23 protein-coding genes are annotated in these 25,607 nt (G+C 39.4%); 9 read left to right on the top strand and 14 right to left on the bottom strand.

Annotated elements, in window-relative coordinates; all coding sequences use genetic code 11:
• Window positions 1–26: 26 nt before the first annotated feature.
• Window positions 27–494, bottom strand: coding sequence for a GNAT family N-acetyltransferase (locus CMT41_RS10235; RefSeq protein ID WP_057181201.1), 468 nt, complete (start codon window positions 492–494; stop codon window positions 27–29).
• A gap of 179 nt (window positions 495–673) precedes the next feature.
• Between CMT41_RS10235 and CMT41_RS10240 the strand changes: the two genes are divergently transcribed.
• From CMT41_RS10240 to CMT41_RS19140, 3 genes are all read left to right on the top strand, one after another.
• Window positions 674–2,530 carry a DUF885 domain-containing protein gene (locus CMT41_RS10240; RefSeq protein ID WP_057181202.1) on the top strand — a complete coding sequence of 619 codons (1,857 nt, stop codon included), beginning with the start codon at window positions 674–676 and terminating at the stop codon, window positions 2,528–2,530.
• Between the two features lie 281 nt (window positions 2,531–2,811).
• Window positions 2,812–3,150, top strand: coding sequence for a hypothetical protein (locus CMT41_RS10245; protein WP_157466355.1), 339 nt, complete (start codon window positions 2,812–2,814; stop codon window positions 3,148–3,150).
• A 223-nt stretch (window positions 3,151–3,373) separates the two neighbouring features.
• Complete coding sequence (locus CMT41_RS19140) at window positions 3,374–3,547, top strand: hypothetical protein (RefSeq protein ID WP_157447806.1); 174 nt, start codon at window positions 3,374–3,376, stop codon at window positions 3,545–3,547.
• On the opposite strand, the gene CMT41_RS10250 is transcribed toward CMT41_RS19140, so the two are convergent.
• From CMT41_RS10250 to CMT41_RS10265, 4 genes are all read right to left on the bottom strand, one after another.
• Window positions 3,526–4,410, bottom strand: coding sequence for a LysR family transcriptional regulator (locus CMT41_RS10250; RefSeq protein WP_057181204.1), 885 nt, complete (start codon window positions 4,408–4,410; stop codon window positions 3,526–3,528). The two genes, CMT41_RS19140 and CMT41_RS10250, sit on opposite strands and share 22 nt — an antisense overlap.
• Window positions 4,411–4,709: 299 nt before the next feature.
• Entirely contained in the window at window positions 4,710–5,540 is an 831-nt protein-coding gene (locus CMT41_RS10255) for a sulfite exporter TauE/SafE family protein (RefSeq protein WP_057181205.1), read from the bottom strand.
• A gap of 372 nt (window positions 5,541–5,912) precedes the next feature.
• Entirely contained in the window at window positions 5,913–6,962 is a 1,050-nt protein-coding gene (locus CMT41_RS10260) for a methionine synthase (protein ID WP_058027185.1), read from the bottom strand.
• Window positions 6,963–7,054: 92 nt separating this feature from the next.
• The gene (locus CMT41_RS10265; RefSeq protein WP_058027186.1) at window positions 7,055–8,032 is read right to left on the bottom strand and encodes a DUF1852 domain-containing protein; all 978 of its coding nucleotides are present in this window, start codon (window positions 8,030–8,032) and stop codon (window positions 7,055–7,057) included.
• A gap of 473 nt (window positions 8,033–8,505) precedes the next feature.
• On the opposite strand from CMT41_RS10265, the gene CMT41_RS18690 reads away from it, so the two are divergent.
• The 3 genes from CMT41_RS18690 to CMT41_RS10275 all read left to right on the top strand — a co-directional run bounded on the left by CMT41_RS18690 (window position 8,506) and on the right by CMT41_RS10275 (window position 10,269).
• The gene (locus CMT41_RS18690; protein ID WP_082606528.1) at window positions 8,506–8,796 is read left to right on the top strand and encodes a YkgJ family cysteine cluster protein; all 291 of its coding nucleotides are present in this window, start codon (window positions 8,506–8,508) and stop codon (window positions 8,794–8,796) included.
• 132 nt (window positions 8,797–8,928) lie between these two features.
• Complete coding sequence (locus CMT41_RS10270) at window positions 8,929–9,204, top strand: hypothetical protein (protein ID WP_057831721.1); 276 nt, start codon at window positions 8,929–8,931, stop codon at window positions 9,202–9,204.
• Between the two features lie 195 nt (window positions 9,205–9,399).
• On the top strand, window positions 9,400–10,269 hold the full coding sequence (locus CMT41_RS10275) for an MYG1 family protein (protein WP_058027187.1): 870 nt from the start codon (window positions 9,400–9,402) through the stop codon (window positions 10,267–10,269).
• Between the two features lie 91 nt (window positions 10,270–10,360).
• Here CMT41_RS10275 and CMT41_RS10280 read toward each other — a convergent pair whose 3' ends face one another.
• Window positions 10,361–11,146, bottom strand: a complete 786-nt coding sequence (locus CMT41_RS10280) for an oxidoreductase (RefSeq protein ID WP_058027188.1) — start codon at window positions 11,144–11,146, stop codon at window positions 10,361–10,363.
• A gap of 74 nt (window positions 11,147–11,220) precedes the next feature.
• Window positions 11,221–12,552 (bottom strand): aldehyde dehydrogenase family protein, encoded by a 1,332-nt coding sequence (locus tag CMT41_RS10285; RefSeq protein ID WP_058027189.1) that lies wholly within the window; start codon window positions 12,550–12,552, stop codon window positions 11,221–11,223.
• A 135-nt stretch (window positions 12,553–12,687) separates the two neighbouring features.
• On the opposite strand from CMT41_RS10285, the gene CMT41_RS10290 reads away from it, so the two are divergent.
• Together CMT41_RS10290 and CMT41_RS10295 are read left to right on the top strand one after the other, a co-directional pair.
• A complete protein-coding gene (locus CMT41_RS10290) occupies window positions 12,688–13,044 on the top strand; it encodes a winged helix-turn-helix transcriptional regulator (RefSeq protein ID WP_058027190.1) in 357 nt (118 codons plus the stop codon).
• 118 nt (window positions 13,045–13,162) lie between these two features.
• Window positions 13,163–13,612: an SMI1/KNR4 family protein gene (locus CMT41_RS10295; RefSeq protein WP_058027191.1), complete on the top strand. Its 450-nt coding sequence runs from the start codon at window positions 13,163–13,165 to the stop codon at window positions 13,610–13,612.
• A 657-nt stretch (window positions 13,613–14,269) separates the two neighbouring features.
• On the opposite strand, the gene CMT41_RS10300 is transcribed toward CMT41_RS10295, so the two are convergent.
• From CMT41_RS10300 to CMT41_RS10330, 7 genes are all read right to left on the bottom strand, one after another.
• Window positions 14,270–14,902: a TetR/AcrR family transcriptional regulator gene (locus CMT41_RS10300; protein ID WP_058027192.1), complete on the bottom strand. Its 633-nt coding sequence runs from the start codon at window positions 14,900–14,902 to the stop codon at window positions 14,270–14,272.
• Between the two features lie 49 nt (window positions 14,903–14,951).
• A complete protein-coding gene (locus tag CMT41_RS10305; protein WP_082606512.1) occupies window positions 14,952–15,719 on the bottom strand; it encodes a sulfite exporter TauE/SafE family protein in 768 nt (255 codons plus the stop codon).
• A 9-nt stretch (window positions 15,720–15,728) separates the two neighbouring features.
• A complete protein-coding gene (locus CMT41_RS10310; protein ID WP_058027193.1) occupies window positions 15,729–17,624 on the bottom strand; it encodes a CocE/NonD family hydrolase in 1,896 nt (631 codons plus the stop codon).
• A 114-nt stretch (window positions 17,625–17,738) separates the two neighbouring features.
• Window positions 17,739–20,114, bottom strand: coding sequence for a TonB-dependent receptor (locus CMT41_RS10315; protein WP_058027194.1), 2,376 nt, complete (start codon window positions 20,112–20,114; stop codon window positions 17,739–17,741).
• Between the two features lie 103 nt (window positions 20,115–20,217).
• A complete protein-coding gene (locus CMT41_RS10320) occupies window positions 20,218–21,864 on the bottom strand; it encodes a class I adenylate-forming enzyme family protein (protein ID WP_058027195.1) in 1,647 nt (548 codons plus the stop codon).
• Window positions 21,864–22,625: an enoyl-CoA hydratase/isomerase family protein gene (locus CMT41_RS10325; RefSeq protein ID WP_057181219.1), complete on the bottom strand. Its 762-nt coding sequence runs from the start codon at window positions 22,623–22,625 to the stop codon at window positions 21,864–21,866. Before CMT41_RS10325 ends, CMT41_RS10320 begins: the two co-directional genes overlap by 1 nt.
• A gap of 60 nt (window positions 22,626–22,685) precedes the next feature.
• Window positions 22,686–24,110 carry a sodium:solute symporter family protein gene (locus tag CMT41_RS10330; protein ID WP_057181220.1) on the bottom strand — a complete coding sequence of 475 codons (1,425 nt, stop codon included), beginning with the start codon at window positions 24,108–24,110 and terminating at the stop codon, window positions 22,686–22,688.
• Window positions 24,111–24,906: 796 nt separating this feature from the next.
• On the opposite strand from CMT41_RS10330, the gene CMT41_RS10335 reads away from it, so the two are divergent.
• Entirely contained in the window at window positions 24,907–25,581 is a 675-nt protein-coding gene (locus tag CMT41_RS10335) for a hypothetical protein (protein WP_058027196.1), read from the top strand.
• Window positions 25,582–25,607 lie beyond the last annotated feature (26 nt).

The raw sequence follows: 25,607 nt of genomic DNA on the forward strand, positions 1-25,607 counted from the left end.
GAGTAAGGGTTGCTGCTTAGCTTAAACTAAGCGGCAATCACCTCTAATGGGCAACGTAATAGATATTCCAAGCGAGTTTTTTTCTCTACTTGAAAACCATGCCTAAGATACAAACCTCTCGCTGGATTTTTCAATAAAACATTTAGGGTGATCGGTAAGCATAATTGCAAAGCCCGCTTTTTCACTACCGTCAGCACCTTACTACCTATGCCCTTACCTTGGTATTTAGGCATAATTTGTATCTGTCGAATGTGTAAGCTTTTATGGGTATTATTAAGCGCCACCACACCCATTTTGAGCAAACCAATAGGTTTACGGTCCGCCAAAATAATGTGACTTTCATAAAAATGTTCTTTGATGCGAACTAAGTGTTGTTCGTCGGTCATACGAATACCTGCCGCGAGCAAATGCTGGGTCATGGTTTTTCTACGTAATGACAACAAAAAATCTATATCTTCATGTTTAACTTTTCGAAAGCCAAGGGTAAATTTCATGTTTGAGTGTCCATTTACGCTTAGAAGTAAGATTATCACTAAGTTTACTTCTTTTGTGCAGAGCACAACACCTATTGGTCGTAATTATATAACAATCTATCGAGCTTTCATTGAATTAGTGCTACACCTTAGGGCACACTAGAAACAATGCAAATTATATAAGTGGAATGAGAAATAGTATGACCTTTAAAAAAACCCTCTTAGTCGTTGCTGTTACGACGGCTTTATTGAGTGCTTGCTCAGCAGAAAAAATTGCCCAACAAGATAATAACAAGCAAGCAACTGCCGCAGCTAATGTAACCGCGCTAACAACACAAACAGCCTCAGAGCAAGCGAATGAATTATTCGATACTATTTTCCAGCAAGGCGTTGACCGTGACCCCGTTAGACAGACTTATTTAGGTATTAAAAAAGATTATGACAAATGGCATGATCTTTCCGAAGAAAACGCAGCCAAAGAGCTAGCCATAGCCAAAGAAAACCTCGCCTTAATCCAAGCCATTGATGTCAGCGCTCTTGATGCACAAACTAAAATAAGTCGCAGTTTATACATTCAAAACTTTGAAAATCACATCGCCGATTATAAATGGCGTTTTCATAGTTACCCGGTTAATCAAATGTACGGTACTCATTCACAAATACCTGCCTTTTTAATTAACCAACATTCCATCAGTAATGTAAAAGAAGCGCAAGATTATATTGCTCGTGTGCACGGGGCGCATAAATTATTAGTACAACTTGTTGAGCAACTAAAATTACGCGAAGCAAAAGGCATTATTGCCCCTAAATTTGTTTTTCCACATGTCATTAGAGATTCAAGAAACATTCTAGTCGGCGCGCCATTTGATGATGGAGAAAACAGCACGATATTTGCCGATTTCACCGGTAAAATAGCTAAACTCAGTATTAGTGATGACGAAAAGGCGACTCTAATTACCGAGGTGAAAGCCGCATTAATCGACAGTTTAAAACCAGGTTATGAGCAATTAGTCACCTACTTAACCGCCCTTGAGAAAAAAGCTGATACTCGTGATGGTGCATGGAAATTCCCTGACGGAGAAGCTTTTTACAACAATGCTTTAAAACGTACTACTACCACCGATTTAACCTCAGAACAAATTCATAACATTGGCTTAAGTGAAGTTGCACGTATTCATGATGAAATGCGCGTCATCATGAAGAAAGTCGCTTTTGACGGCAGTCTAAACGAGTTTTTCGACTTTATGCGTAACGACAAGCAATTTTATTACCCGGCGACCGTTGAAGGTAGACAACGCTATATCGACGAAGCAGTAGCACTTATCGATGATATGGAAGGCCGACTAGATAGCTTGTTTTTAACCAAGCCCAAAGCGGCATTAAAAGTTAAAGCGGTAGAAAGCTTTAGAGAGAAATCTGCCGGTAAAGCGTTTTATGAACGCCCTGCTCCAGATGGCTCACGTCCGGGTATTTATTACGCCAATCTTTATGACATGAAAGCTATGCCTATTTATCAAATGGCCGCTTTAGCGTACCACGAAGGTATTCCAGGACATCACATGCAATTAGCTATCAAGCAAGAATTAACCGGCATTCCAATGTTCCGTAAATTTGGTGGTTATACTGCCCATACTGAAGGTTGGGGCTTATATTCAGAGATGATCCCAAAAGAAATTGGCTTATACCAAGACCCTTACTCTGACTTTGGTCGCTTAGCCATGGAACTATGGCGCGCGTGTCGTTTAGTGGTTGATACCGGTATTCACACAAAAAAATGGACACTAAAAGAAGGTATAGAATATTACGCCACTAATACCCCTAACGCTATGTCTGATGCAGTTAAGATGGTAGAACGCCATGTAGTTATGCCTTCGCAAGCCACTGCTTATAAAATTGGTATGAACAAAATAATTGAATTACGCGAACATGCCAAAGTTCAGCTGGGTGACAAGTTTGATATTCGTGAATTTCATGACGTAGTATTAAAAAATGGTCCGGTACCGCTTAACGTTTTAGCCGACTTAATTAATGACTACATAAAAACTAAAAAATCCTAGTTTAATGTTTGTTAACCCTAGCTAAGGTTAACTGTCCTTAGCTAGGGCAACACTTAAACACTTAATATTTTCGATAAAATCCGCGCTGACCCCGCGGTTTTTTATGCTCGACTTTTCTACAGTAACCACTTAACCTTAATTTATAACTCTTTGATTTTAAGAGAACAATACAGTAATCTCTAGGCCTTATAATACTATGGACGATTAAGTTCATCTGCTAGAAAATATAAATATCCTCTTAATTATTACCTTTAAAATCTAAATAAAGTAAGCATCACTTTTTGAAAACCATCATAAAATCAATGCTATTACCTTTAACGCTAGTGGTATCATCTCCAACATTTGCAAGCGACGATTTCACTTTTGGCATAGGTCTTGGCAGCCTTTACAGTGGTATTGGTGTTAATACCGGCATGCAATCTAATGTTGATTTAAAATACATTTCTGCTGGTTGTGTTAGTTACTCCTCTCAGGGATCGACCTGTGCCATGGGCATTGGCTGGGTAAAAACCGATATATTTGGCTTCAAACACCAAATCATGGTGCCAGTTTATATCTTGGCGTTATTGGCAGTGAGCACGGTTATGATGGTGCCCAAGCTGTTTACGGAGCAGGCTTAGGCTATCATTATTTTTTTAATGGCATAGGTAAATCGGCCGTTAATCTAGGCGTGACTATAGTTTCAGGCAAAGGAGATTACGGCAGACTTACGGGGTTAATGTTGCAACTTGGTTATCAATATTTAAACATAACACCAAACGCTTGGCCACGCTCGTGCCTCGCGTATTTAAGCCAATAATTACAAGCCCTTTATTGTGACATTATAACGATAAGGTGTACTCAGTGAGTCGTGAAAATATTATCAAGTTAACTACTACTGCTTTAACATTTCCCATACTGTTTTTATTATTAGCCTACGTTACTGCAGGCGGTATGCTTTCTATTTTAACTTTTATATCTTACTTGTTACTTGCTGTTGTTGGTGGGCTAATTGATCATTTTGTTTTTTTAGCTTGAGCAATGAAATCGTTGAAGTAGTCAATATGCTGGTCGGTCTTGCGAATACCGACAAAGATCTGTTTACTAATTCCTTGCTCGCCAAAACGAAGACTCTTGATAGGCATTGATTTTGAGTACTCATCTACTAGCCAGCCCGGCAAGGCACAAACACCTCGACCCGCGGCGACCATCTGTAACATGATCTCAGTTGTTTCAATGTGTTTGTGTTTCTTTACTGAACACTTTGCTGGATTAAGAAATTGGCTAAAAATATCGAGTCTCAGGGGCTCAACAGGGTAAGTAAACAGTACTTCTTCGCTTAATTGCTCGGGTAAGACAAAATTTTGCTTTGCTAATTTGTGAGACGCAGAAACGACCAGTCTATGTTCATAAGAAAAAACGGGTATGTAGGCTATTTTAGGTTTAAAGAGCGGATCTGGGGTAATAAGTACATCTATTTCGTAGCTAAGTAATGCACCTAAAGCGCCAAACTGGAACTCCTGCTTCACGTCCATATCAATATCTGGCCACCGCTCTAGATAAGGCTGAATAACTCTAAGTAGCCATTGATAACAAGGATGGCACTCCATGCCTATGCGTAGCGAGCCCATCTCACCTTTTGCAATCTGATTCAGTAATAATTCCGCGTGTAAAAACTGAGGCAATACTCTATTAGCAAGCGTTTGGATGCGTTCTCCAGCAGCGGTAAGACGCAAGTTTCGACCGTCTTTTTTCCATATCGGCGTCGCAATTTGGCCTTCTAATTTTTTAATACTATGACTTAACGCAGATTGGGATAAGTGCAACGAATCAGCCGCTTTAGTCAGGGTGCCATGCTCTTTTATTGCAGTTAGTATTTCTAAATGAATCCTCTCCAGCACCGGTTAACTCCTATCTTTAGTTTTAATGATGAACGACAGTCATTGATTGATAAAATTATATCATTGTATCAATCAAACAAGTTTATTTACCATGGGAATAGAATAAATAATTACCACCATACCTTGCCTTGGCTTTTGCCAGAATCGAGCTGCTGAGACATGCTTGAGCTGTTGTTTTACTTAAAGAGCTAACAACGGCGGCTGCAGCTGACCTTGAATTTTTGCTGTTTAATAATTCACTGCAAAAGTAATCTCGACAGATCAACAGCCCCTATTAACAGCAATAAAAGCTATATAAGCTATAAGAAAAATTGCACCAGCATACGTAAGCCCGTAAATAGTAAGACCAAGGCAAAGATCTTTTTCAGTTTTACCGCATCTAATTTTGCTGCCAGTGATGCCCCTACCGGTGCGAATAATACCGTTAGCGGCACAATACACGTGAAGGCAAACAGATTGACCAAGCCAAAGGTACCCGCGGGAGCATCGGTTGGTGTACTGCCCAAGGTCAACATTATTAGCGCAGCTGGCAACGAAATGATTAACCCTATTGCCGCCGCTGTGCCAATGGCCTTGTGGGCGGGATAGTTATATAGGGTGAGTAGTGGCACCGAGAGTGTGCCGCCGCCGATTCCTACCATAGAACTGAAAAAGCCAATGGATGCCCCCATAACCGATTGTCCGGTTTTATTAGGCAGTTTTTGGTACAGAGCGGATTTTCCCGTTCGAAACAGCATGTTTAGTGCCGATAAAACCGCGATCACCCCAAACAATATAGTCAGCATAGTGCCTTCAATACGAGTCACTAACCAGCTACCAAGCAATACCCCCATAAGAATAAATACCGCCCAACGTTTGAGCAGGTCAAAATCCACATTACCTTTTTGATGGTGAGCACGAATGGAACTAATAGACGTGGGTACTATGGTGGCCAGTGAGGTTGCTGTCGCAACTAGCATCGCCGACTCTGGTGATACACCAAAACTCTGGAACAAGAAAAATAGCACAGGTACGATTACGATACCGCCACCTACACCTAACAAGCCAGCTAAAATGCCGGCGAATACACCGGTGGCAACCAAGGCCAAAATGGTAGAGATATTATTTGTTATAAATTCAATGATATTCATTAACGACTACTTCTATTTTTAATCACGGCAAAAATCTTATAGCAATGGTATTACTATCAATTAAGGCTATTGCTGTTAATTGTTATTGAACAGTAAATGGTATGCCCCCTATAAGCATTATTATACATACCTATGACGTTTACTCAGGAACTCTTTGTAAACGTCATCTTCGAAGTCTCTGATCGAAGATCCATTGCTCTTTTAGAAATGGCTCCAGGACAATAAGCTCAGGATAATATGCTCCTGCATTATCTAATAAGGTACTTCCTGTACCGTCAGCATTGTCTAATAAGTGCCATCCATGGCAAGTCCGATTAAAACACCACGGGGATGACGATCCTGAGCCAAGTGCATAGGCATGTTTTATATGGGTTAGTTACTGGTGGCGAGTTCTCTTCGTACTATTGCTGCGCCTGCAGTTAAAGCATTGAGCTTGCCTCTTGCCACTTGCTGAGATAAAGGTGCCATGCCACAGTTGGTAGAAGGATAAAGCTTGTCGGCATCGACATACTTTAGTGCTTCTCGTAGGGTCTTGGCGACTTCCTCTGGTGTCTCAATGGTATTGCTTGCGACATCAATGGCACCTACCATCACTTTTTTACCGCGAATAAGTTCAAGTAGCTCCATTGGCACACGAGAGTTATGACATTCTAGCGAGATAATATCGATATTAGATTTTTGCAGTTTGGGAAAAGCTTGTTCATATTGTCGCCACTCAGAGCCCAAGGTATTTTTCCAATCGGTATTGGCTTTTATGCCATAGCCATAGCAAATATGTACCGCCGTTTCACACTTAAGCCCTTCGATTGCTCTTTCTAAACAAGCAATACCCCAATCATTAACCTCATCAAAAAACACATTAAATGCCGGCTCATCAAATTGGATAATATCAACACCCGCCGCCTCTAATTCTTTAGCTTCTTGATTAAGGATTTTGGCAAATTCCCAGGCGAGTTTTTCGCGACTTTTATAATGATCATCATAAAGCGTATCTACCATCGTCATGGGACCAGGCAGCGCCCATTTAATAGTTTGCTTGGTTTGCTGACGTAAAAACTTGGCATCGTCAACAAAAACTGGCTTTTGACGACTAACAGGGCCAACGACCGTTGGTACACTTGCCTCATAACGATCACGAATTTTAACGGTCTTACGTTGCTCAAAATCAACACCGTTGAGATGCTCAAGAAACGTAGTGACAAAATGTTGCCGGGTTTGCTCGCCATCACTGACAATATCAAGTCCTGCTTGTTGTTGATCTTGTAATGACAAACGTAACGCATCGTGTTTGCCGGCAATTAATTCATCACCCTGCAATTTCCAAGGTGACCAAAGTGTCTCAGGTTGTGCAAGCCAAGCCGGTTTAGGTAAGCTACCTGCAGTTGAAGTAGGTAATAATGCTTTAAGAATATTAGTTTTCATAAGTGATGATGCCGTAAATTTGGGTTAACTTTTAAACGTAACTTTTAACATAGTAATTGAACGTAACTATTGAACGTAACTATTGAACCTAGTTATTGAGCGTAGCTAGCAGACCATTGCTCAAGAACAGCTTGATAGGGTTTGATGAAATGCTCCTCAGTAAATTTTGCCTGCTCATGAGCCAACTGACCACGTTCTTCTCGATCATAAACAATTTGAGTTAATGAATGATCTAGGTTCTGTAAATTTGGCTGATAGGATTTTCCTGCAACAGCATTGGCATTATAAATCTCAGGTCGGTATATTTTTTGAAAAGTTTCCATCGTGCTGATGGTACTTATCAGCTCAAGATTAGTGTAATCATTAAGTAAATCACCAAAGAAATAAAAAGCCAAAGGCGCAACACTATTTGGCGGCATAAAATAACGAACCTGTAAGCCCATTTTTTTGAAATATTGCTCAGTCAAAGAAGATTCATTTGGCTGGTATTCAACCCCTAATACCGGGTGATTATTTTCAGTTTGATGATAGGTCTTGTTATCTGAAACACTGAGACATATCACCGGTGGCTTATTAAAATTCTGCTTATAAATATTTGAATTGACAAAAGACTGAAAGAGCTTGCCATGCAGTTCGCCAAAGTTATCTGGAATGCTAAATTTGGGCTGATTCTTATTATGAGCCTGCAGTAATACGCTAAAATCATAATCTCGCACATAAGAGGAAAAATTATTGCCGACAATGCCGGCAATGCGTTGATTAGTTTTATGATCAACAATATTGGTTTTTAATATTTCAATCGATGGGAAGGTTTGACCACTGCCTTCAATATCTATATCAACCGAAATGATGTCAAGTTCGACCGAATATCGTTCTCCTTTGGGGTTATCCCAATGCGCTAAGGCATTAAAACTATTGTCAATCATATTTAAAGCGTTGCGTAAGTTCGCTTGGCGGTAGCTTCCTCTGGCCAAATTAGCAAAGTTGGTAGTGATACGTGTATTGTCTGATGGGTGATAATTTTCATCGAAACGAATGCTCTTAATAGTAAAAGTAAAGTCTTTATTCATGGTGATCTGTATCCTATTTTCTTAGGTAAAAGCTGAGGTAAAATCCTGAGATAAAACCTAAATGTATTGGTTGCTCTCTCTGGACTTGCCAATCTTCTTTACTGATTTTCTCAGTCAGTAGTCTTTTGGCTTTATGCCTAAAGTTAAAAGCAGAGTGTGTTTTATACGTGGTTAGTTACATGAATAAAATTGATTTTATTTCATTGATATATGAACTATGTTCATGGATTGTTTTATTGGTAAGTTTTGGCGCCTTGCTACCAGTCATTTCGGGCTTATAGCCGAATTACGTAAATTGTTGAAAAGAATAAAATAAGGCGCTCAAACCAGCAGTCACCGCGGGTGGTGACTCCTTGCTTTGGACTATTAGCTAACCATTATTTTCTGCTTATTTAAGCGTAAACCGCCTATAAATGAGAGGAATATTCCAATATAGAGTATGCTATTACTCATTGAATTTTTTGTTGTTATTTATGATCATTAGCGTAAAAAATATACCGGTTGCCGAAGTCACCTGTTCAAACTGCCAAGCATGTTGTTGTAGTTCCGAAGTCAGGATCATTTCCGAGACTGGGGTTCCTGATCAGCATATTTATGTTGATCAGTATGGCAATGAATCCATGTTGCGATTAGATGATGGCTGGTGCTCAGCTTTAGATCGAAATACTTTACTCTGTTCTATCTATGAAAATCGACCGTGGATTTGCCGAGAATTTGAAATGGGCTCATATGAATGTATCAGTGAACGCACAGAAAAAATGTAGTGTGCTACGCCTTTAGCACAGTGAACTTTCCTTCCCTACACCTTGCTAAACTCAACATACCGTTGGCGGTGTTTCCTTGCTCAACAATTTCCAGGCCCTTATTGAGGCTCTAACAACTTAGGATATTTAGTTATGCCATCCATTTTAGCTTTTTTAATTTTATTTTATTTAGTTGCTTATGCTTATGACAAAACCATTGATAATGAAATTAAAAGCAATCAAGCATTAGCTAACAAGTTAACCGAATTTAAATATTTTCATTCATTACAATCACGACCTAAAGCACTTTCTTCCGTGTTAACGTTCAAATTTATGGGTATCTCAACGGCTTTAAATATTGTTGGTAGTATATTTTCTTTAATGATGTATCTAGGTTTAGGTTTTGGTCTCTATTTTATCGCACAATAATTAGCGCATAAACCGCATCACTTGGTGGGACTGTTTGAAATTTTCATGATTTAAAATCAGCTATTTTTGTTAGCTGTCTTGGTATAGAATCCGCCTATAATTTTACTTATTAAAATGTTCTAAAACGATAAAGTCCAAAACAGTAAGCTTTACTGGCAACACCTTCTTATCACTTTCTAACATGACACCAAACAAATGAATGATATAACAATAGCAACCCACAACGGTAATTTTCATGCAGATGATGTTTTCAGTATCGCTGCACTTAAGCACATTTTCCCTGCTTTTAACCTAGTACGCACCCGTGATTTAGACATTATCGCCAAGGCCGATATTGTCATTGATGTTGGTGGTGAATATGATCCAGATACCGGCCGCTTTGATCATCATCAACGAGGTGGTGCGGGTGCCCGTGAAAATGGTATTCCCTATTCCTCGTTTGGTTTAATTTGGCAGAAATATGGCCTAGCAATATGCCAGGATAACCAAGAGCTAGCCGATGCTGTGGATACTGAGCTCGTATCAACCATTGATGCCATCGATTGTGGTCATGTTGAAGGTGTTGCTACAGGTATTAGCCTTAGCCAAACTATTGCCATGTTTAACCCAACTTGGCAAGAAGATAGTCACTTTGATAGCTGTTTTGATGAAGCCGTTGATTTTGCCGCACGGGTATTAACACGATTCATTGCCGCGGCTAACGGCGGCATCAGTGCGAAGGACATTGTCGCTAAAGCTATTGAAAATGCTGAAGATGCAAGAGTGATAGTCTTAGAAAAATATACCCCGTGGAAAAGAACGGTGCATGCCTTATCTACCGAGGCTTTATATATGGTTTACCCCTCTGGCTCTGGTCAATGGCGCATTCAAACAGTACCGGTTGAACCGGGTTCATTCGAAGACAGAAAGTCGCTGCCTAAAGCATGGGCTGGCTTATCCGAGCAAGCACTTCGAGATGTGACCGGACTTGATGATGCTATGTTTTGCCATAATGGTTTATTTATTGCGGGTGCAGAGTCATTTGCCAGCACAATGAAAATGGCTGCTATGGCACTTAAAGAATAACAACATAACAATTCAAATTAGCATCTAGCACCTTCTATCGTTAACTTATCGCTACTATAGAAGGTGATAAATGACTGCCGGTTAGGTCGACTTACAAGGTAAATAATACATCACTGCGGATAATGTATTTAACCCCTTTCGTGATGGCAACTGAGCTATGTATACAGTGCAATGGATGCATACCATGAGGAAAGCATAATACGCTACCGGCTGGTGTGCGAACATCAATATTGACCACATCATCACCCGCTTGTGCCGGCTTAGTTGGCTCGTTTGCATTCACTAAGAAACGTGTTGCACCGCCTTGAAAGTCGTCACTGAGGAAAATTAACAAGGTCATTTGACTATATCGGTCGGGAAAAGCATTCGCTATCAGCTCATTATCTATGATGCGGCTACCTGGCCAAGAGCCATCAGAATGAGGCTTAAAAAAATCATCTTGGTTATATCGATAAAATCGAAAACGGGCGTTAATGCCTACCGCTTTATCACCGTTAAAAATCCCTTGCCTATCATCCATTAAGTGAGCCATACGCTGCCAAATAGTGCCATCCGTTTTTTCATCAACAATCCAGGTTAAACTGTCGTTATGACGGACACTTCGAGGTAAAGACACCGGTGCATCGGGCAAGTAACCAAGTAGCTCACTAATCTCTATTAAATTTTCACATTCGGCTTTAGACAAGACGTTCAATAGCTGAAATGCACCGGGTACTTGCGCTAACTCGTGGCGCTCAACTTGACCATTATCGTGATCATGACGTAATTTTGCCGGGTTTTCCTCGGTATTACCCCAGGCTGGTAATGATGGATTTTCAGCGCCCGGCTCTAACGCTACCACAAAAAATTTAGCCTTGGTGTCTCTATCTAACTTCATAGTTATCTCTTATCGTTATTTCTTTTTGCTCAAGTGTCTTAATCAAGACAGCTCCCTGTCATTGCTTATCCGCCTTATTTACTGATAATGCGCAGCTGAGTAAACTGTCGATGACCGGCGGCTGTGCCATGAAAACCAAAGCCACTTTGCTTAGCACCTACCCATGGCCCTGCCCCACCCGGACCTTGATTCACTCCCACCATGCCGGCTTCCATTTGTTCGGCAACGTCAGCAGCACCCGCGCCACCAAATACCGTAGCACCTAAGCCATAAGGGCTAGCATTAGCACGGGTAATCGCCTCAGAAATATGATTAAAACGGCTAATAGCTACGATAGGACCAAAGGTTTCATCATGCTCTAAACACATATCAGCCGTGATATCTGCCACTACGGTAGGTTGAATAAAAGGCAGCTCATAGTCTGCTGTACCTAACAGGAATCTTGCGCCTTTTTCCTCGGCATCTTTAAGCTGGGAAAGGACACTTTTATGTTGTTTCTGATTAACAATAGGCCCGATATTGACGTTTTTTTGGTCCCAAGGGCCCACTTGGTAACGGCTAGCAAGTGCCACGACCTTTTGTTCAAATTCATCGGCAATACGAGCATCAACATAGACACGCTCAGTTGACGTACACATCTGTCCGGCATTTTCAAAGGAACTGGCGACAGCAAATTGCACCGCTTTATCAATATCAGCGCTGGCCATAACAATCATGGCATCATTACCTCCTAGCTCCATCACTAAGCGTTTAAGCGATGATGCGGCACTGGCCATGATGTGTTTACCCGCCGCGAGCGAACCGGTAAACGCCACCATATTGATATCAGCATTGACCAAGGCTTTTCCCGTTTCGGCGTCGCCATGGGCAATTTGTAACACCCCCTCAGGCAATACTTCATTGAGGGTATTGACAAAAAGCTCGGCCACTAACGGTGTTTCTTCTGACGGTTTTAACACCACAGTGTTACCCGCCATTAATGCTGGCAACAGTAAATTATTTGCCATAGCCAGTGGATAATTCCAAGGGGAAATAACAGCGACTACACCTAGGGGCCGATATTGCAGTTCAACGCCATGTCCCTGCGACTCGGGAGCAAGAGCACTGGCAATTTCTTGGCAAAAGTAATCGGCATTTTGCACAGTACCAGTCACTTCATAACTCGCCCGTTGATAGTCTTTGCCCATCTCTTTACTGATCAACAGTGTCAGTGGCTCTTGCACTTTAACGAGCTGCTCATAGGCAAGTATTACTTGCTGGTGCCGTTCACTTAATGACAACGCAGCCCAAGATTTTTGTGCGTGCTTGGCTCGTTTAACAACACCGGACATTTTTTCAGCGGTCGTTATTGGCACTTCACCCAGTGCGAGTTGAGTGATGGGATCGTAAGAGACGAGCATGGACATCGATTTTTTCCTTAAAGCTACATTTGCTTTCGTTATAACAAGTTATCATTGGTTCTTGTGCTACATTATGATAGCGTGGAGAATTAAAGCAACCAGTATACTTTTAGTAACCAGGCTAACTTGATTGAAATTAAGATGAAAAGTACTTTAAAAACAAAGAATAAAAATATAAAAATAAATAGTGATAGCTGTGCAGAACCCTGTTCAATTGAGCGGGGTATGCGAATATTAGGAGGCAAGTGGAAGGCTTCAATCCTATGGCATGTCAAAGATGGGCCAGTGCGCTTTAATGACCTCTCTCGCATGCTTGGTGGTGCGAGTAAGAAAATGGTCGACCAACGCCTGAAAGAACTAGAAAGCCAAGGGCTCGTTACCCGAGAAGTAATTTGTACTCGCCCTATTGCGGTTACTTATGAAATCACCGATTTTGGTCGTAGTGCACTCGATATATTAGAGAAGCTTAAAGATTGGACCGAAGAAAATAACCTCTAAAACAAGAAAAACTAGCTAACGAGTTGGCACTGAGACTGGCTTTTTGCTTATTCTTCGTTATGATAGCCAGCTTAATTTTGCCTATATGCGGGCGTTTGTTATATTGGAGTATGTCAAAATGAATAGCATTGATCTATTTGTAAAAAACTGGGGCAGTAAAAACGTCATGGTACCAATAGCCAGTGATGATATTGCCGATCTTGAAGAAAAATTAAATGCTTTTTTACCTGACTCATATAAATATTTAATTTCAAGCTATGGCTTGGTGCACTCGCCAAATGTGTTAACTAAAATATGTGATTTAGGCGTCAATATTTCTGAAGTGCAAGACTTCTTAAGCCTAGACGATGTATTTTCGCTATCAAAACTCTATGAAATGGGTGGTATGCCAAAGGGGCATATTTTGTTTGCCTCTGATTGTAAGGGCAACATGTTTTGTTTCAAACTGAGCGATTGTACAAGTGCACAAACAGATAGCGCCGTATGGTTCTATAACTATGGTTTATGCACAGTGACAAAAGTATCTGACTCTTTCAGCGAGTGGCTAGAACAGTTTAATGACCTTTAAATAAATGGCGCTTTATCAGTGTTAAAGTTAATGCTAGCGATAACACTAAATAAACCTCTGCCTAGCTGACAATAGTCCTAGTCGGGGTTTAAACTGGATAGATGATGAGTAGCTAAAAAGTGCTAATAATCACCGGTGCGGGACGAGGCATTGGTGCGGGACGAGGCATTGGCGCGACAACAGCAAAACTTTTTGCCGAAAAAGCATCCGTATTAACTGTGTTCGCCCTGGTTTGATCTACACCGATATACATGCCGATGGTATTCCCCCCTCTGAATGTCCTTTCATCCACATATTATGGTTCATCAAGGTGATCTAGCTTTCAATGGGGTTAGATATTGGCATTATTTAGCTGTTAGCCGATTAGGTAAAATGCCGAAACACTTAGTCACTTAATTAGAGGTATTATGCGTAGAGCCGAGTGAACTTTAGCAGAGACAGTAATCTGCTGTTTTTATGCCTTCTTAGTGATAACACTGAGCTAAGCTCATAGTCAATGTTCAATGAAAAACAGCTCAGCGTTAATGACTTCTTGGTGCGCTTAGTTGACGTTAACTATAGGTCAATCGTTAGATCTTCTGCTTGCTAAAAGAAGACCTTGATGGCTGAATTTTAATTGATGATTTTTTCTTGTAAGCGCTAGCCTCAATAAATAATTTACGGCGATACTTTATTCACCGCTTTGCAAATTAAATAATATTCTAGCTCTCTTGTTAATGCTATGGTTTTAGTTGCTGATTGCTCTGATTGTCGAATCCGTAAGCTATAACCAAAGTGATTGACACCAAAAATATACTCAGCTAAATGTTTTAGATCTTCTTCTGACCACGTTGAGCCATAGCGGCGCAAAACATAAATAAGACAGTCATAAAGTTCATTTAAAATAGGCTGTACTGCATGCTTCAATTGCGGATTTTCAGCAATAGCCTTAGTTAGCTCAATATCCTCTATTCTTCCCCAGCCAACATTCGCTAATTTTTGCTCTAGTAATTGATAAAACTCAGCGAGAGATAACGAAAAATTTTCCTCGGTTGAGGCCAATTTAAAAGCACCTACCGAATCTTTTAATCGTTCGCCATAAAGGGTAAATAAAATTTGCTCTTTATTGCCAAAGTATTGATAAATAGAACCTGGGCTAACGCCAGTAATTTTAGCAATATTACGGGTAGTTATTGCATCGGCGCCTTGCTCTTTTAATAGTTGCCACGTTCCGTCTAATACTTTTCTTACTGTGCTTTTCGCTCGTTGTTGACTTGGCGTTTTACGCTTTGATGTTGGATTTTCTATCATGTTATTATCATTTATACGTTATAAATCGCGATTATTATGAATACTGGCATTAACGTAACAGTACTGCAATAAGCGAAATAACATTGCCAACAATTATTGTCGATAAAGCCCATGATTTGTATTGCGTTGGATTGGTTGAGGCCAACTTTTTACACCCTAAAGTAGCACCAAACCACATAAACGGAAAACAAGCGAGTGCGATGATAAAAGGAAGCATAGAAAAATCATCAATGATTAACAACACTATTAGTACATAAAAATCAATAAAACCAAAATAGTAGATTAATGTAGCACGAATTTCCATATGGTTATGCCGCCATGATAATAAATACAAGACCACTGGCGGACCACTAATACCAGCGATGCCACAAAAAAATCCAGAGACTCCTCCTACGGTAATTTCTTTTACTTTTGTTGATGATTCTTTACGTTTATAGCCGAATAACAATGCTAACGCAGCAATAATTACCAATAAAGAAATAACTTGCCCTGCTGATTTAGCTGAAAGCACTTGCAACGAGAGCACACCAAAAGGCGCGATAAAAATAGCACCTAAAAGTAAACGTTTAACCAAGGACCAATTGACATCTTGTTTAGCTGCTTTCATTAACGGTAGAGAAATACATGTCTCTAATATGATAATAGTGGCAACAGCAATGGTCGGTTCAAGAAGCAATGCCATTGGTCCTGCCATTAACATACCCGAGCCAAACCCGGCAAGACCACGTAAAAAACCTGCAATAATAGCAATGGCGCAAAGCAACATTATCGTTCCTAAAGATAACCTTGCCATTTCATTCATTAGTAATTCGAGCATGTAATCCTACTATTTATAAATTACTGGAAAATCAACATACGATGGTTTATCACCACCGCGATATAGCTTAATAATTGGCTGACCTTTAGCAGGAATTCGAACAAAGTTGTCTTTATCGGCACCCGCAATAGCAATACGAATGCGATGACCTTTGGCTATTTTTACTGACGTTGGGATCATTTCAAATTTTATTTCGGTGATCATATTAGGAGTAAGTAGCTCAGCATCTGCCCGTTCAAAACTATGATAAGGAATATGTGCTAAACCTTTAACTGGATTAGGTTTTATTTTTCGATGAATAGCCCTTAAGCCACCTTCATTAACATAAATACTATTACCTTGTTCATCAACATCTTCTAAATAGGCAATAAAGGCACCATCACTATGGGTTGAAGAAATGGTCAATGACACAATAGGCCAACCGGTAATTTGCATATCTTCAGTGAGTGGTGCACTGGTATAAATCAGTAACTTTTTATCTTCTTCTTGGCGCGCGTTAAGGTTTAACATAGGGTAGCCCATACCAGACCACCAGCGAGAGTTTTTCCCCGTGGTGGCCGAAAAATCAACTTGATACCGATCACTTTGCGATGAATATTTTGGACGTATACGAGTTAATGAATGCTGTTCATCAAAGTAAAAACGTACATTTTTACTGTTTTTTAACGGCCATACATCTGAACTATGAAAGGCTTCTTCACCTAAGTTCCAGTAAGTTACTTTCGGCCACGAAGGGTAATCATTTTTAATGCCTTTTAAGTAATAGTCAAAAAAGGTAATCGCTTTACCCCAAGTCACTTCGCCTGATGGTATAGGAGGTAATACTTTATCACTTACCGTATAAGGGCTAGCATGAGATCGGGCACCATGCTGAGCACCCGTTATGAATATTTTTTGTTCGTTAGAAAAATCGAGCATACGAACAAAATGAGCATCCACAGCCCCAGTGTCATACCAACTTGCTAATGACAATATTGCTACGCCTGAAGCTTCAATTTCTTTTTTAAAGCCACGTTGAGAAAAACTTTGGATGTTTAACTGCTGTTGACCAATTTTGTCATCACTAAAGGTTACTGATGATAATAAATCACAAACCGTTTCATTTTGTTGATGATCTTTAATAGCTTGTTGTAATAACACCGCATTTTCATCGCCATCAACGGGCATAATGGCTTTACCGGTTACCTTATAATTATTACTCCATAAAGCGGCTAAATAATCACTCCATTTACACAAAACTCCCGGCTGTACAAAACCAAAAGGTTGCATAGCATTTTTATATTCATCGTAAATACCTGACCACCCTATGACAATCGCTTTTAGCGCAGGATGTTGAACCGTGGCGGCCATACCAGCGGTCATACCCGTATAAGAAATACCATAAGCACCCACTTTACCATTTGACCATGGTTGAGCAATTATCCAATCAAGTAAGTCATAGGTATCTTGAATCTCGGCTGGTGGTAAAGGAGAGTTTCTGTGGCCAAAGGAAGCACCCGTACCACGGACATCTGTTTTAATGACGACATAACCTTGCTTTAATGCTTGAAACTCTATTGGGCTGCTGGCTTTATGATCCAATTTTGGCATATTTTGCCAATCATTTTTTTGGGAGATATTGGGTTTGTCAACTAGTGGAATTCTAGAAGAGCGTTGATAAATAGTTTGATAAAGTAATACCGGTAATTTATCACCTTTACGATAAAATGTTGGTAAATGTATATCCACCGCAATACGTACGCCATCACGCATGGTGACATAGACAGAAAAACTAGTCGCTGCAGCTTGCTCTTTAGCTAACTTTTCCTCAAGTGTTTTTGCAAACGATAAATCACTAGTAAAAATAAACAAAGCAAACAATAGATAATTTAACAATGATTTGAGCGGAGTATAAGATGATGACATAAATTTCCTTACCAACAAGTACTTGATAAAAATGAGGGGGTTATAAATAAAATCAATCGAGCCATACGAGAGATTCAAGTATGGCTCTTTTAGCTTACTTTCGACGTTAACGTGTTACCAGTTATAGGTAAGTTTAAGTCCTGCCGTTCTGCCAAGTGCATAACGCTCACGTACACCAAATAAACCATCACCACGAGCTTCTAAACGATACTCTTCATCTAGTGCATTATCGATGTATGCCATTATGCTCCACTGTTCATTAGCATCACCGATACGATACCGCACATTAACCAGTGACACTGCTGGCTCTTGAAAAATAGCCGTTTCTATCTCTGGGTTAGTAATTAGTGATAAATCTTGCTGAGAGCGGTAGCTATATTCAAGCTGTAACATACCCTGTAAGTTATCCGTTAGTTCATGCTCGTGTCGTGCTGAAAAGTTACTGCTAAATTTGGAATAATTAGGCAAGTTTAAACCCTCTAAACGCGCACTACCTAATAAAGGAAGCACAGAGTTAACGGTAAAATCACTTTTAGAAATTTTAGCGTCGGTATAACCTAAACCAAGCTGAAAAGTTAAATCTTCGGTGGCGGCCCAAATTACTGATAACTCACCACCGTGAGTATCAACATCACCAATATTGGTTAAACGAGCAATTTTAATAACGTCATCTGGGTTAGCCGCATTTAACTGCACGTCTTGTCTATCATATATAAAAACAGAACCATTAACGCGCAGCGTATTGTCGAATAAGTCTGATTTAAAACCTAATTCGTAAGCTAATATAGTTTCTTCTTCAAAAGGAGCAAGCTGATCAGCATCGGTGGCAAAACCACCAAAGTAACCACCCGTTTTAAAGCCTCTAGAAATATTAGAAAATAGCATCATTTGCTCATCTAACTGCCACGTTAAGCCAACTTTCCCAGAAAATGCGGAAAAATCTATTTCATCATCGATATAAACTAGTGGCGCTTCAACACCATTTGAAAAACCAACAGTTGAACCACCAATAAACGATTTTGTTTCACTGGTATAACGAAGCTCAGTCACTAAATTAACGCGTGAAGCAAGGGCATATTCACTATGCCCGTATACTGCATAAGCACTGGTTTCTTGAGTGTAATCTTGCTTTGAATAGGTGCCGCCACCAAAAAGTAGCGGTAAAATACCTTCGCCACCTAATAACGTTGAGTCTTCAATAATTTTATCGTGACTGTAACTAGCACCAACAACCCAGTTAAAACTATCATTTTCGGGAGAAGTTAAACGAAACTCTTGTGAGTAAAAACTAATGTCAGAGCCATATTCTACATCTTGGAATTCAATTATCGTGGCATCAGAGTCAATATAACGGAAATAATCAATACTGTCATAAGCACTAATACTGGTTAAGGTACCAAAATCAAAATCAATATTGGCAATTAAGCTAGCGCCAAACCACTTATTATTTAAATACGATAAACGCCCACCGGTGGCTGAATCATAAATATTATCGTCATTTAAACCATAATCATTAGGCGTAACACCGGTAAGTGTTGCACACGTTGTCGGATCGCTACCCTTACCATCAAGAATTGATTGACACAAACCCGCAGAGCCAGCACCAAACAAGCCATTAAGCAAACCTAAAGAAACATTAGGAGCACCTAAGTCGGTGCCATCACCAATATTCGCATATAAACCCAACGCACGTTGCAGAGGTAACTCGGTATCATCATCACCGCCATGAATTTTAAACAATAATTCCACATCATCAGTTGCTTGATACATATATTGCATTCTTAAACCCCAGCGTTCTGAGGCACCATGGTGCACATCATCTGGGATACTGTAATAATCTTTATCACCACTACTATCAACACGGCCTGATATTCTTAACGCTGACTTATCAGAAATCGGCACATTAACACCAAACTCAAGCTCTTTTGACTCAAAGCTACCACTAACTAAATCAATATAACCAGAAAAGTCTCCGTCGATTTCAGGCTTACTTGAAATTATTTGAATAGCTCCACCAATAGTATTACGACCGTATAAACCGCCTTGCGGCCCCATTAAAACTTCAAGACGCTCTAAGTCATACATTGAAAATTCAGCAGAAGCTATTGACGTTTGGTAAACTTCATCAATAAAAAACGAGCTAGTTGGCGAGTCGTTAATTCTAAAGTTTTGCAAACCGATACCGCGCATAATAACCACTGGAACACCACCGCCACCAACATTACGAACGGAAAAATTAGGCATCACCTTGTCAATATCGGTTGGGTTATTAATACCTTGCTCACGCAATGAATCGCCATTAAATGCCGTTAACGCAATACCGACTTCTTGAATACTTTGTATACGTTTTTGTGAGGTAACGTTAATACGTTCTATGCCAGAATAATCCTCGGTTTTTTGTTGCTCTTGGGCATTAATTGTTGTGCTTAATGCTATTGATATAGCTATCGCTAACGTAGTTTTTGTTAAATTGTTTGTTGTAATCCTCATAGTGTTTCACCTTTTTGTTATATAATAATTATATTTATTGTTGATTTTTTATTTTTATTTTTATTTTTTGTTATTGTTATTGTTATTGTTATTGATAGAGTGGTTAATTTAATTGCTTACTGTCCCAGCAGTTTCCAGTCACATTTTTGTTATTAGCAACAAGCTTATGTTTGGCAATTTTTTTACTGGGCGTATAAGGGAAGTCGGTTACAAACTCAATGTAACGAGGTATTTTAAACGCAGCTAACCGCGTTTGGCAGTGTGCAATAACTTGCTCAGGCGATAATCTTTTATCTTCATTTCTAAACAAGATATAGGCTTTAACTTCTTCACCACGATAGTCATCAGCTATAGGTACAACAGCGGCTTGTTCGATTAAGGGATGTAGTGACAAAACATGTTCAACTTCCATGGCTGAAATATTTTCACTAGAGCGACGAATCATATCTTTAAAGCGGCCAATTATTTTAAAGTAACCTTTTTCAGTTTGAATAAACTTGTCGCCAGTGCGAAACCAACCATCAACAAAAGACTCTGCATTGGCTTCTGGCTTGTTATAGTAACCATTAAAAATGCCGTCGCCCTTGATCCATAACTCACCCGCTTCATTACGCTTAGCTTCTTCACCGTTTTCTAACACCACCTTACATTGCCTAAAAGGTGCCATTAGGCCACAAGTGCCAAGTACATCAGCATCTGAAATTTCTTCAGGGACAATTAAGCCAGGACCTATTTCAGTCATACCATAGGCGTTACTTACCTTAATGCCAAAACGTTGTTGTAAATTAACAATGTTCTCGGCACTGGCACCGCCGATAAAGAGTTTTTTCAATGGTAAGTTAACATCTTCAGGTGATGCTGCTTGGCTAAGTAATGGTCTAGGGACCCACGCCATTTCAATATCATAGGTTTTGATACGTTCAATGAATTTTGATGCGGATAAACGCCCAGCTACATTTAAGCGAGCACCACAATGCAGTGCCATCACCAGTTGCCACTGGGGATCCATGTAAAAAAACGAATGGTCAGTAAGAATGTTATTAATGGTATAGTCCATCATCGACTCAACAACACAACCAAGTAATATCCAATATTTTTGTGTTTGCATGCAACCTTTAGGAAAACCAGTGGTGCCTGAGGTATATTGAATATTGAGTAAATCAGTACTGTGCAAAGGCCAATCAGGAATAAAATCAGCCTGTCCTGATGCACAAACATCATGCCAAGACTGAAAAACTGCGTCTTGAGGGTTCTCTAAAGAGCTAGCAACAATAATTTGAGCAGCGGTAATGCTTGCTGGCATTGCTGTCATATCGTCAAACACAGTTAAAAATTTATCTTCAGTAACAATGTACTCAGCATCGCTGTCATTAATTATATAGTCCAGTTCTTCACCGGTATAACTGGTATTAATTGGCACCATTACTGCGCCTAAAACAGCAAGTGCTAACCAAGTAATAGGAAATTCAATCCTATTAGTCATCATAACGGCAACATGACTACCTTTTTTCACACCTTTCAGTGTTAAACCATGAGCTAAGCGATAAACGCTATCATGCAACTCAGCAAAGGTTAACTGTACGCCTACACCTTTTATTGATTTTTGTTCAAAAAAATTGACGGCAGTTTTATCGCCATAATTTTCATTAGCAAAAGCTAATAATTCACGAAAATTCTCGGGGAAGTTAATGCCCGTTTCAATATGCTGCTTCTTAGTGAAATAGGCTTGTAATTCAGCTTCTAATGACATTATTTTTTACCTTTTTCACTGCTTGAGCGATTCTTTAAATCTTCAACTGCACTATGACCAGCTGCCAAGTGCCACTTACGTTGATTAATATATTGCTCGGTAGCATGTTGCAAAGCACCTGAGCGTGAAAGCTCAGTACCACGATGTAAGCCATCAAGTTCAGTTTTAATGGCGATAAGTGGATGACGGGCAATTTGATTAGCAATCTCCATCGCCCGGGAGAAACACTCTCCATCACTGGTTACTTCATTCACTAAAAAATATTCTTTAGCTTGCTGCGCGTTAATTTTTTCCCCTGTTAATGCTAAGTAAGCCGCATGTACTGCTGGTATTTGTATTCCTAAACGGGTTGCACCACTAATACCGCCCATGCCATAAGCTATTTCAGGGAAGCCTAAGCGAGCACTGGTCCCAGCAATACGAATATCGGTAAGTAATAAGCTATAAACAATACCTTGTCCTAAACACCAACCATTGATGGCGCTGATCATCGGCTTAGTTCTGCGTTGATTAAGAAGTAACTCATCCCAGCGTAAGTTTTTTCGTGACTTTATCTCAGTATCTGATTCTTTTAAATCGTCACCAGCACTAAAGTTTTCGCCTGCGCCAGTAAGCACAGCAACTTTGGCATTATCGTCATCCATAAATTGCAAATAACTACGGTAAAATTGTTCGTGCATTTCCATGGTAAAAAGATTTAACTTGCCATTATCTATAGTAAAAACGGCAACATTCCCTTCAAGGTGATATTTAACAGGCATAACAGATGTCCTCAGATATAATTTGATTCAAACAGAGAGAAAATAAAAGTAACCAGCTCACTACTTAGCTTTAAGATTAATGAGCAAAGGTTGGGTAGCTAATGATGGTTTATAGGTAAGTTGACTCATTAACCACATGGCGAAACTACTACTCACCAAGGCTAATAAAATGGGCTCAACACCTTCGGGCAAGTAACCTTGCATTTTTGCAAAAAAAGCAGATAACTGCACGACTGCGCCAACAATGGCAGAAGTTAATGCTGCGGTTGCAGTGGCTTTTTTATAAAATAAGGCAGACATAACAGGTACAAATAAACCGGAAACAAAAATGGCTAAAGAAAGCATCATTATTTCAAAGATATTGCTTTTTTGTAGCGCAAAAATAAGGCCAAATATACCGACAACAAAAATAGTAATTCGAGTAATAAGAAGCTGTTGTTTATCTGATATTTCAGGCTTTAGCACTTTAACTAAATCGGTACTAACCGTTGTACCAGTAACTAAAAGAGCGGAATCTGCAGTCGAAATTATAATCCCCATAATAGCGGCTAAACAAATGCCTTTAACCAAAGGAGGCATATGATTCAAAACGAGTGTTGGAATAACGCTATCGCGATGAGCTAAGTCAGGCAAAATATTAAAGGCAATTACGCCTAGTGTGACAACAATTAAGCTCCAGAACATAAAGATACAAGCTGTTGCTATAAATGCAGGTTTTAAATCAGCACTATTTTTAGAGGCTGAAATTCTTTGCCAAATAGTTGGGTCGATTAATACAAAAGCGAAATAAATAGGAAAGAATGACAGTACATAGCCCCAATGCATACCTCCTAAAAAATCAATAGCTGGAGAAACTAGCGCGCTGCTAAACTGATCACCAAGATCTATCGTTAAAAAAATAGGTAAGAGTAAACCACCACCAATTAACATAATAATAGTTTGAAATAAGTCATTATAGGCTACCGCTAATAAGCCACCGACAAGGGTATAAACAATAATGACGACAGTTGCGATAACAACAGCGTACTCAAACGTTATACCAAAATCAGAGAATACCGCCTCTGCGGTTAGGCCAATGGCAATTAACTGCGCGCCAAACAATGCAATAACAGCAAGTACTAAAACAACAGCCGCAATAATACGCATAGGTTTGCCGAAACGACGTTCCAATGCTCCAGGAATGGTATCAATTTTAGCTTGTTGAAGTTTTGGCGCTAAAAAGCAAAGGACAATGTAACCTAAGACATAAGCAACAGTAGCAATCAATATCGCATAACCTACTTCATAGGCCTTACCTGCTTTACCAAATGTTGCCGCAGCACCAATAGCCGAACCAACCAAAGTTCCTAGTAATACAGGAAAACCTAATGACCGCCCAGCTACCATATAATCTTCAGCATTTTTTATTTTACTGCCTGCATATAGACCGATGCCTATTAACACACAAAAATATACACCAATAACGACTAAATCAATAAAATCCATAAACAACCCTATAAATATTAAATTCTTTTTTGTTCTAGGCCAAATAAACACTAAAGATAAACAAATATAAACACGAACAAACGTTCACATTTCGAATTCAAAGTATAGCCACACTTTAAAAAAAAAGTCAACAATAAGAATTATGATATGAATTAGTTGATAATTATCAACTTGTTATATTGATGAGTACTATAGAAGGAATTTGTTAAGCACGAGATATTGAACCATATCAGCCAAACGATTAACCAAAAATTCAAACCTTATGATGACTACAAACTTAATTTTAGTGACGAGTAATTTTTATATTTTAATATTATTTCTACGGCGCTATGTGCCCGCTAAAGTGGAATAGAAGTCTTAAAAGAGAATTTTCATTAGGGTCAACTTATCGCTAGGTTTAATAGCTGTAATGGCAACTGTGAGCCTAAAACTTTCATTAACAGAGTTCTATTTAAGGGGCACTTTGTGCGCTAAGCCGTCATTAGCAATAAGTTTTTTGTCCTATATTTTCTAATGAATATTTTATGTCATGTTACTGAGCCGGCTCAGTAACACTCCTAAAAAACACCAATAAACGTCTATTTGATTGATCTTAGTGTGATTTATAGCGTTTTCTATGATGGGTATTACTGGGCGGGCTTAGTAACATCCTATATTTCATTAAATAATTGGTTGCAGTAGTTTCTAATTCTTTGAATTTGTGGGACATTAATGTAAATTAAATTTTAATTATGGAACGGACATTACTGAGCCGGCTCCATAATAAGCTGTTAGGCTTTTCTAAAGGTTCGAGTTTATGAATAGTATCCAGACTAAGTTAGATCGCCCCATTATTTTTAGGACAGTAGATAAAACTGTCTACGATTCCACTTTAACAAGTGGTTCTTTATGGTTACGCTCAAGTCATTATTATCGAAATATCGAGGATCAAACAAGAGCTGATAAATCAGAGGGTATTAACGGGACACAATGCAGTTTCCCTCTACATTTTAAACCACCATCTGCTCAAGCTTTATCATTAGAAGGTAACGGAACTATTGGTACTGAAATTATTCCTCATTACATAATCTCAATGCACGGCACAAGTATCGCAGATAAAGTCAGGCAAGAATTTGGTGGTTTTACTATGGGTGTCAGGTGTCTCGCCGACCTTAGTGCGGAGATACTTTTTCAAGTTTCACAGCAATTACCTGTGACCTCATATAGATTCGGGCAAGTAGCTTATCAACGTACAGCGCTTTCTATGTCTCATAATCTAAATAGCGCGGCACTTAAACTCGATGGTAACCCATCGATAGCAGTTAAATCGATAAATACAGATGTTTTACGTAAAGATCCAGTTGAACCATTCATACTTCAAGATGAATGGAGAATCGCTATTTTTACACAAGGGTATTTAAATAACGATCCCAATGAGCCTCTAAAAATTAACGTCGACACTAAGCATTTTTACGAGTACATAAAAGCCTAATAAGAAATTAAACAAGGACAAAAAAC

It is taken from the genome of Colwellia sp. MT41, assembly GCF_001444365.1.
GTDB lineage: Bacteria > Pseudomonadota > Gammaproteobacteria > Enterobacterales > Alteromonadaceae > Colwellia > Colwellia marinimaniae.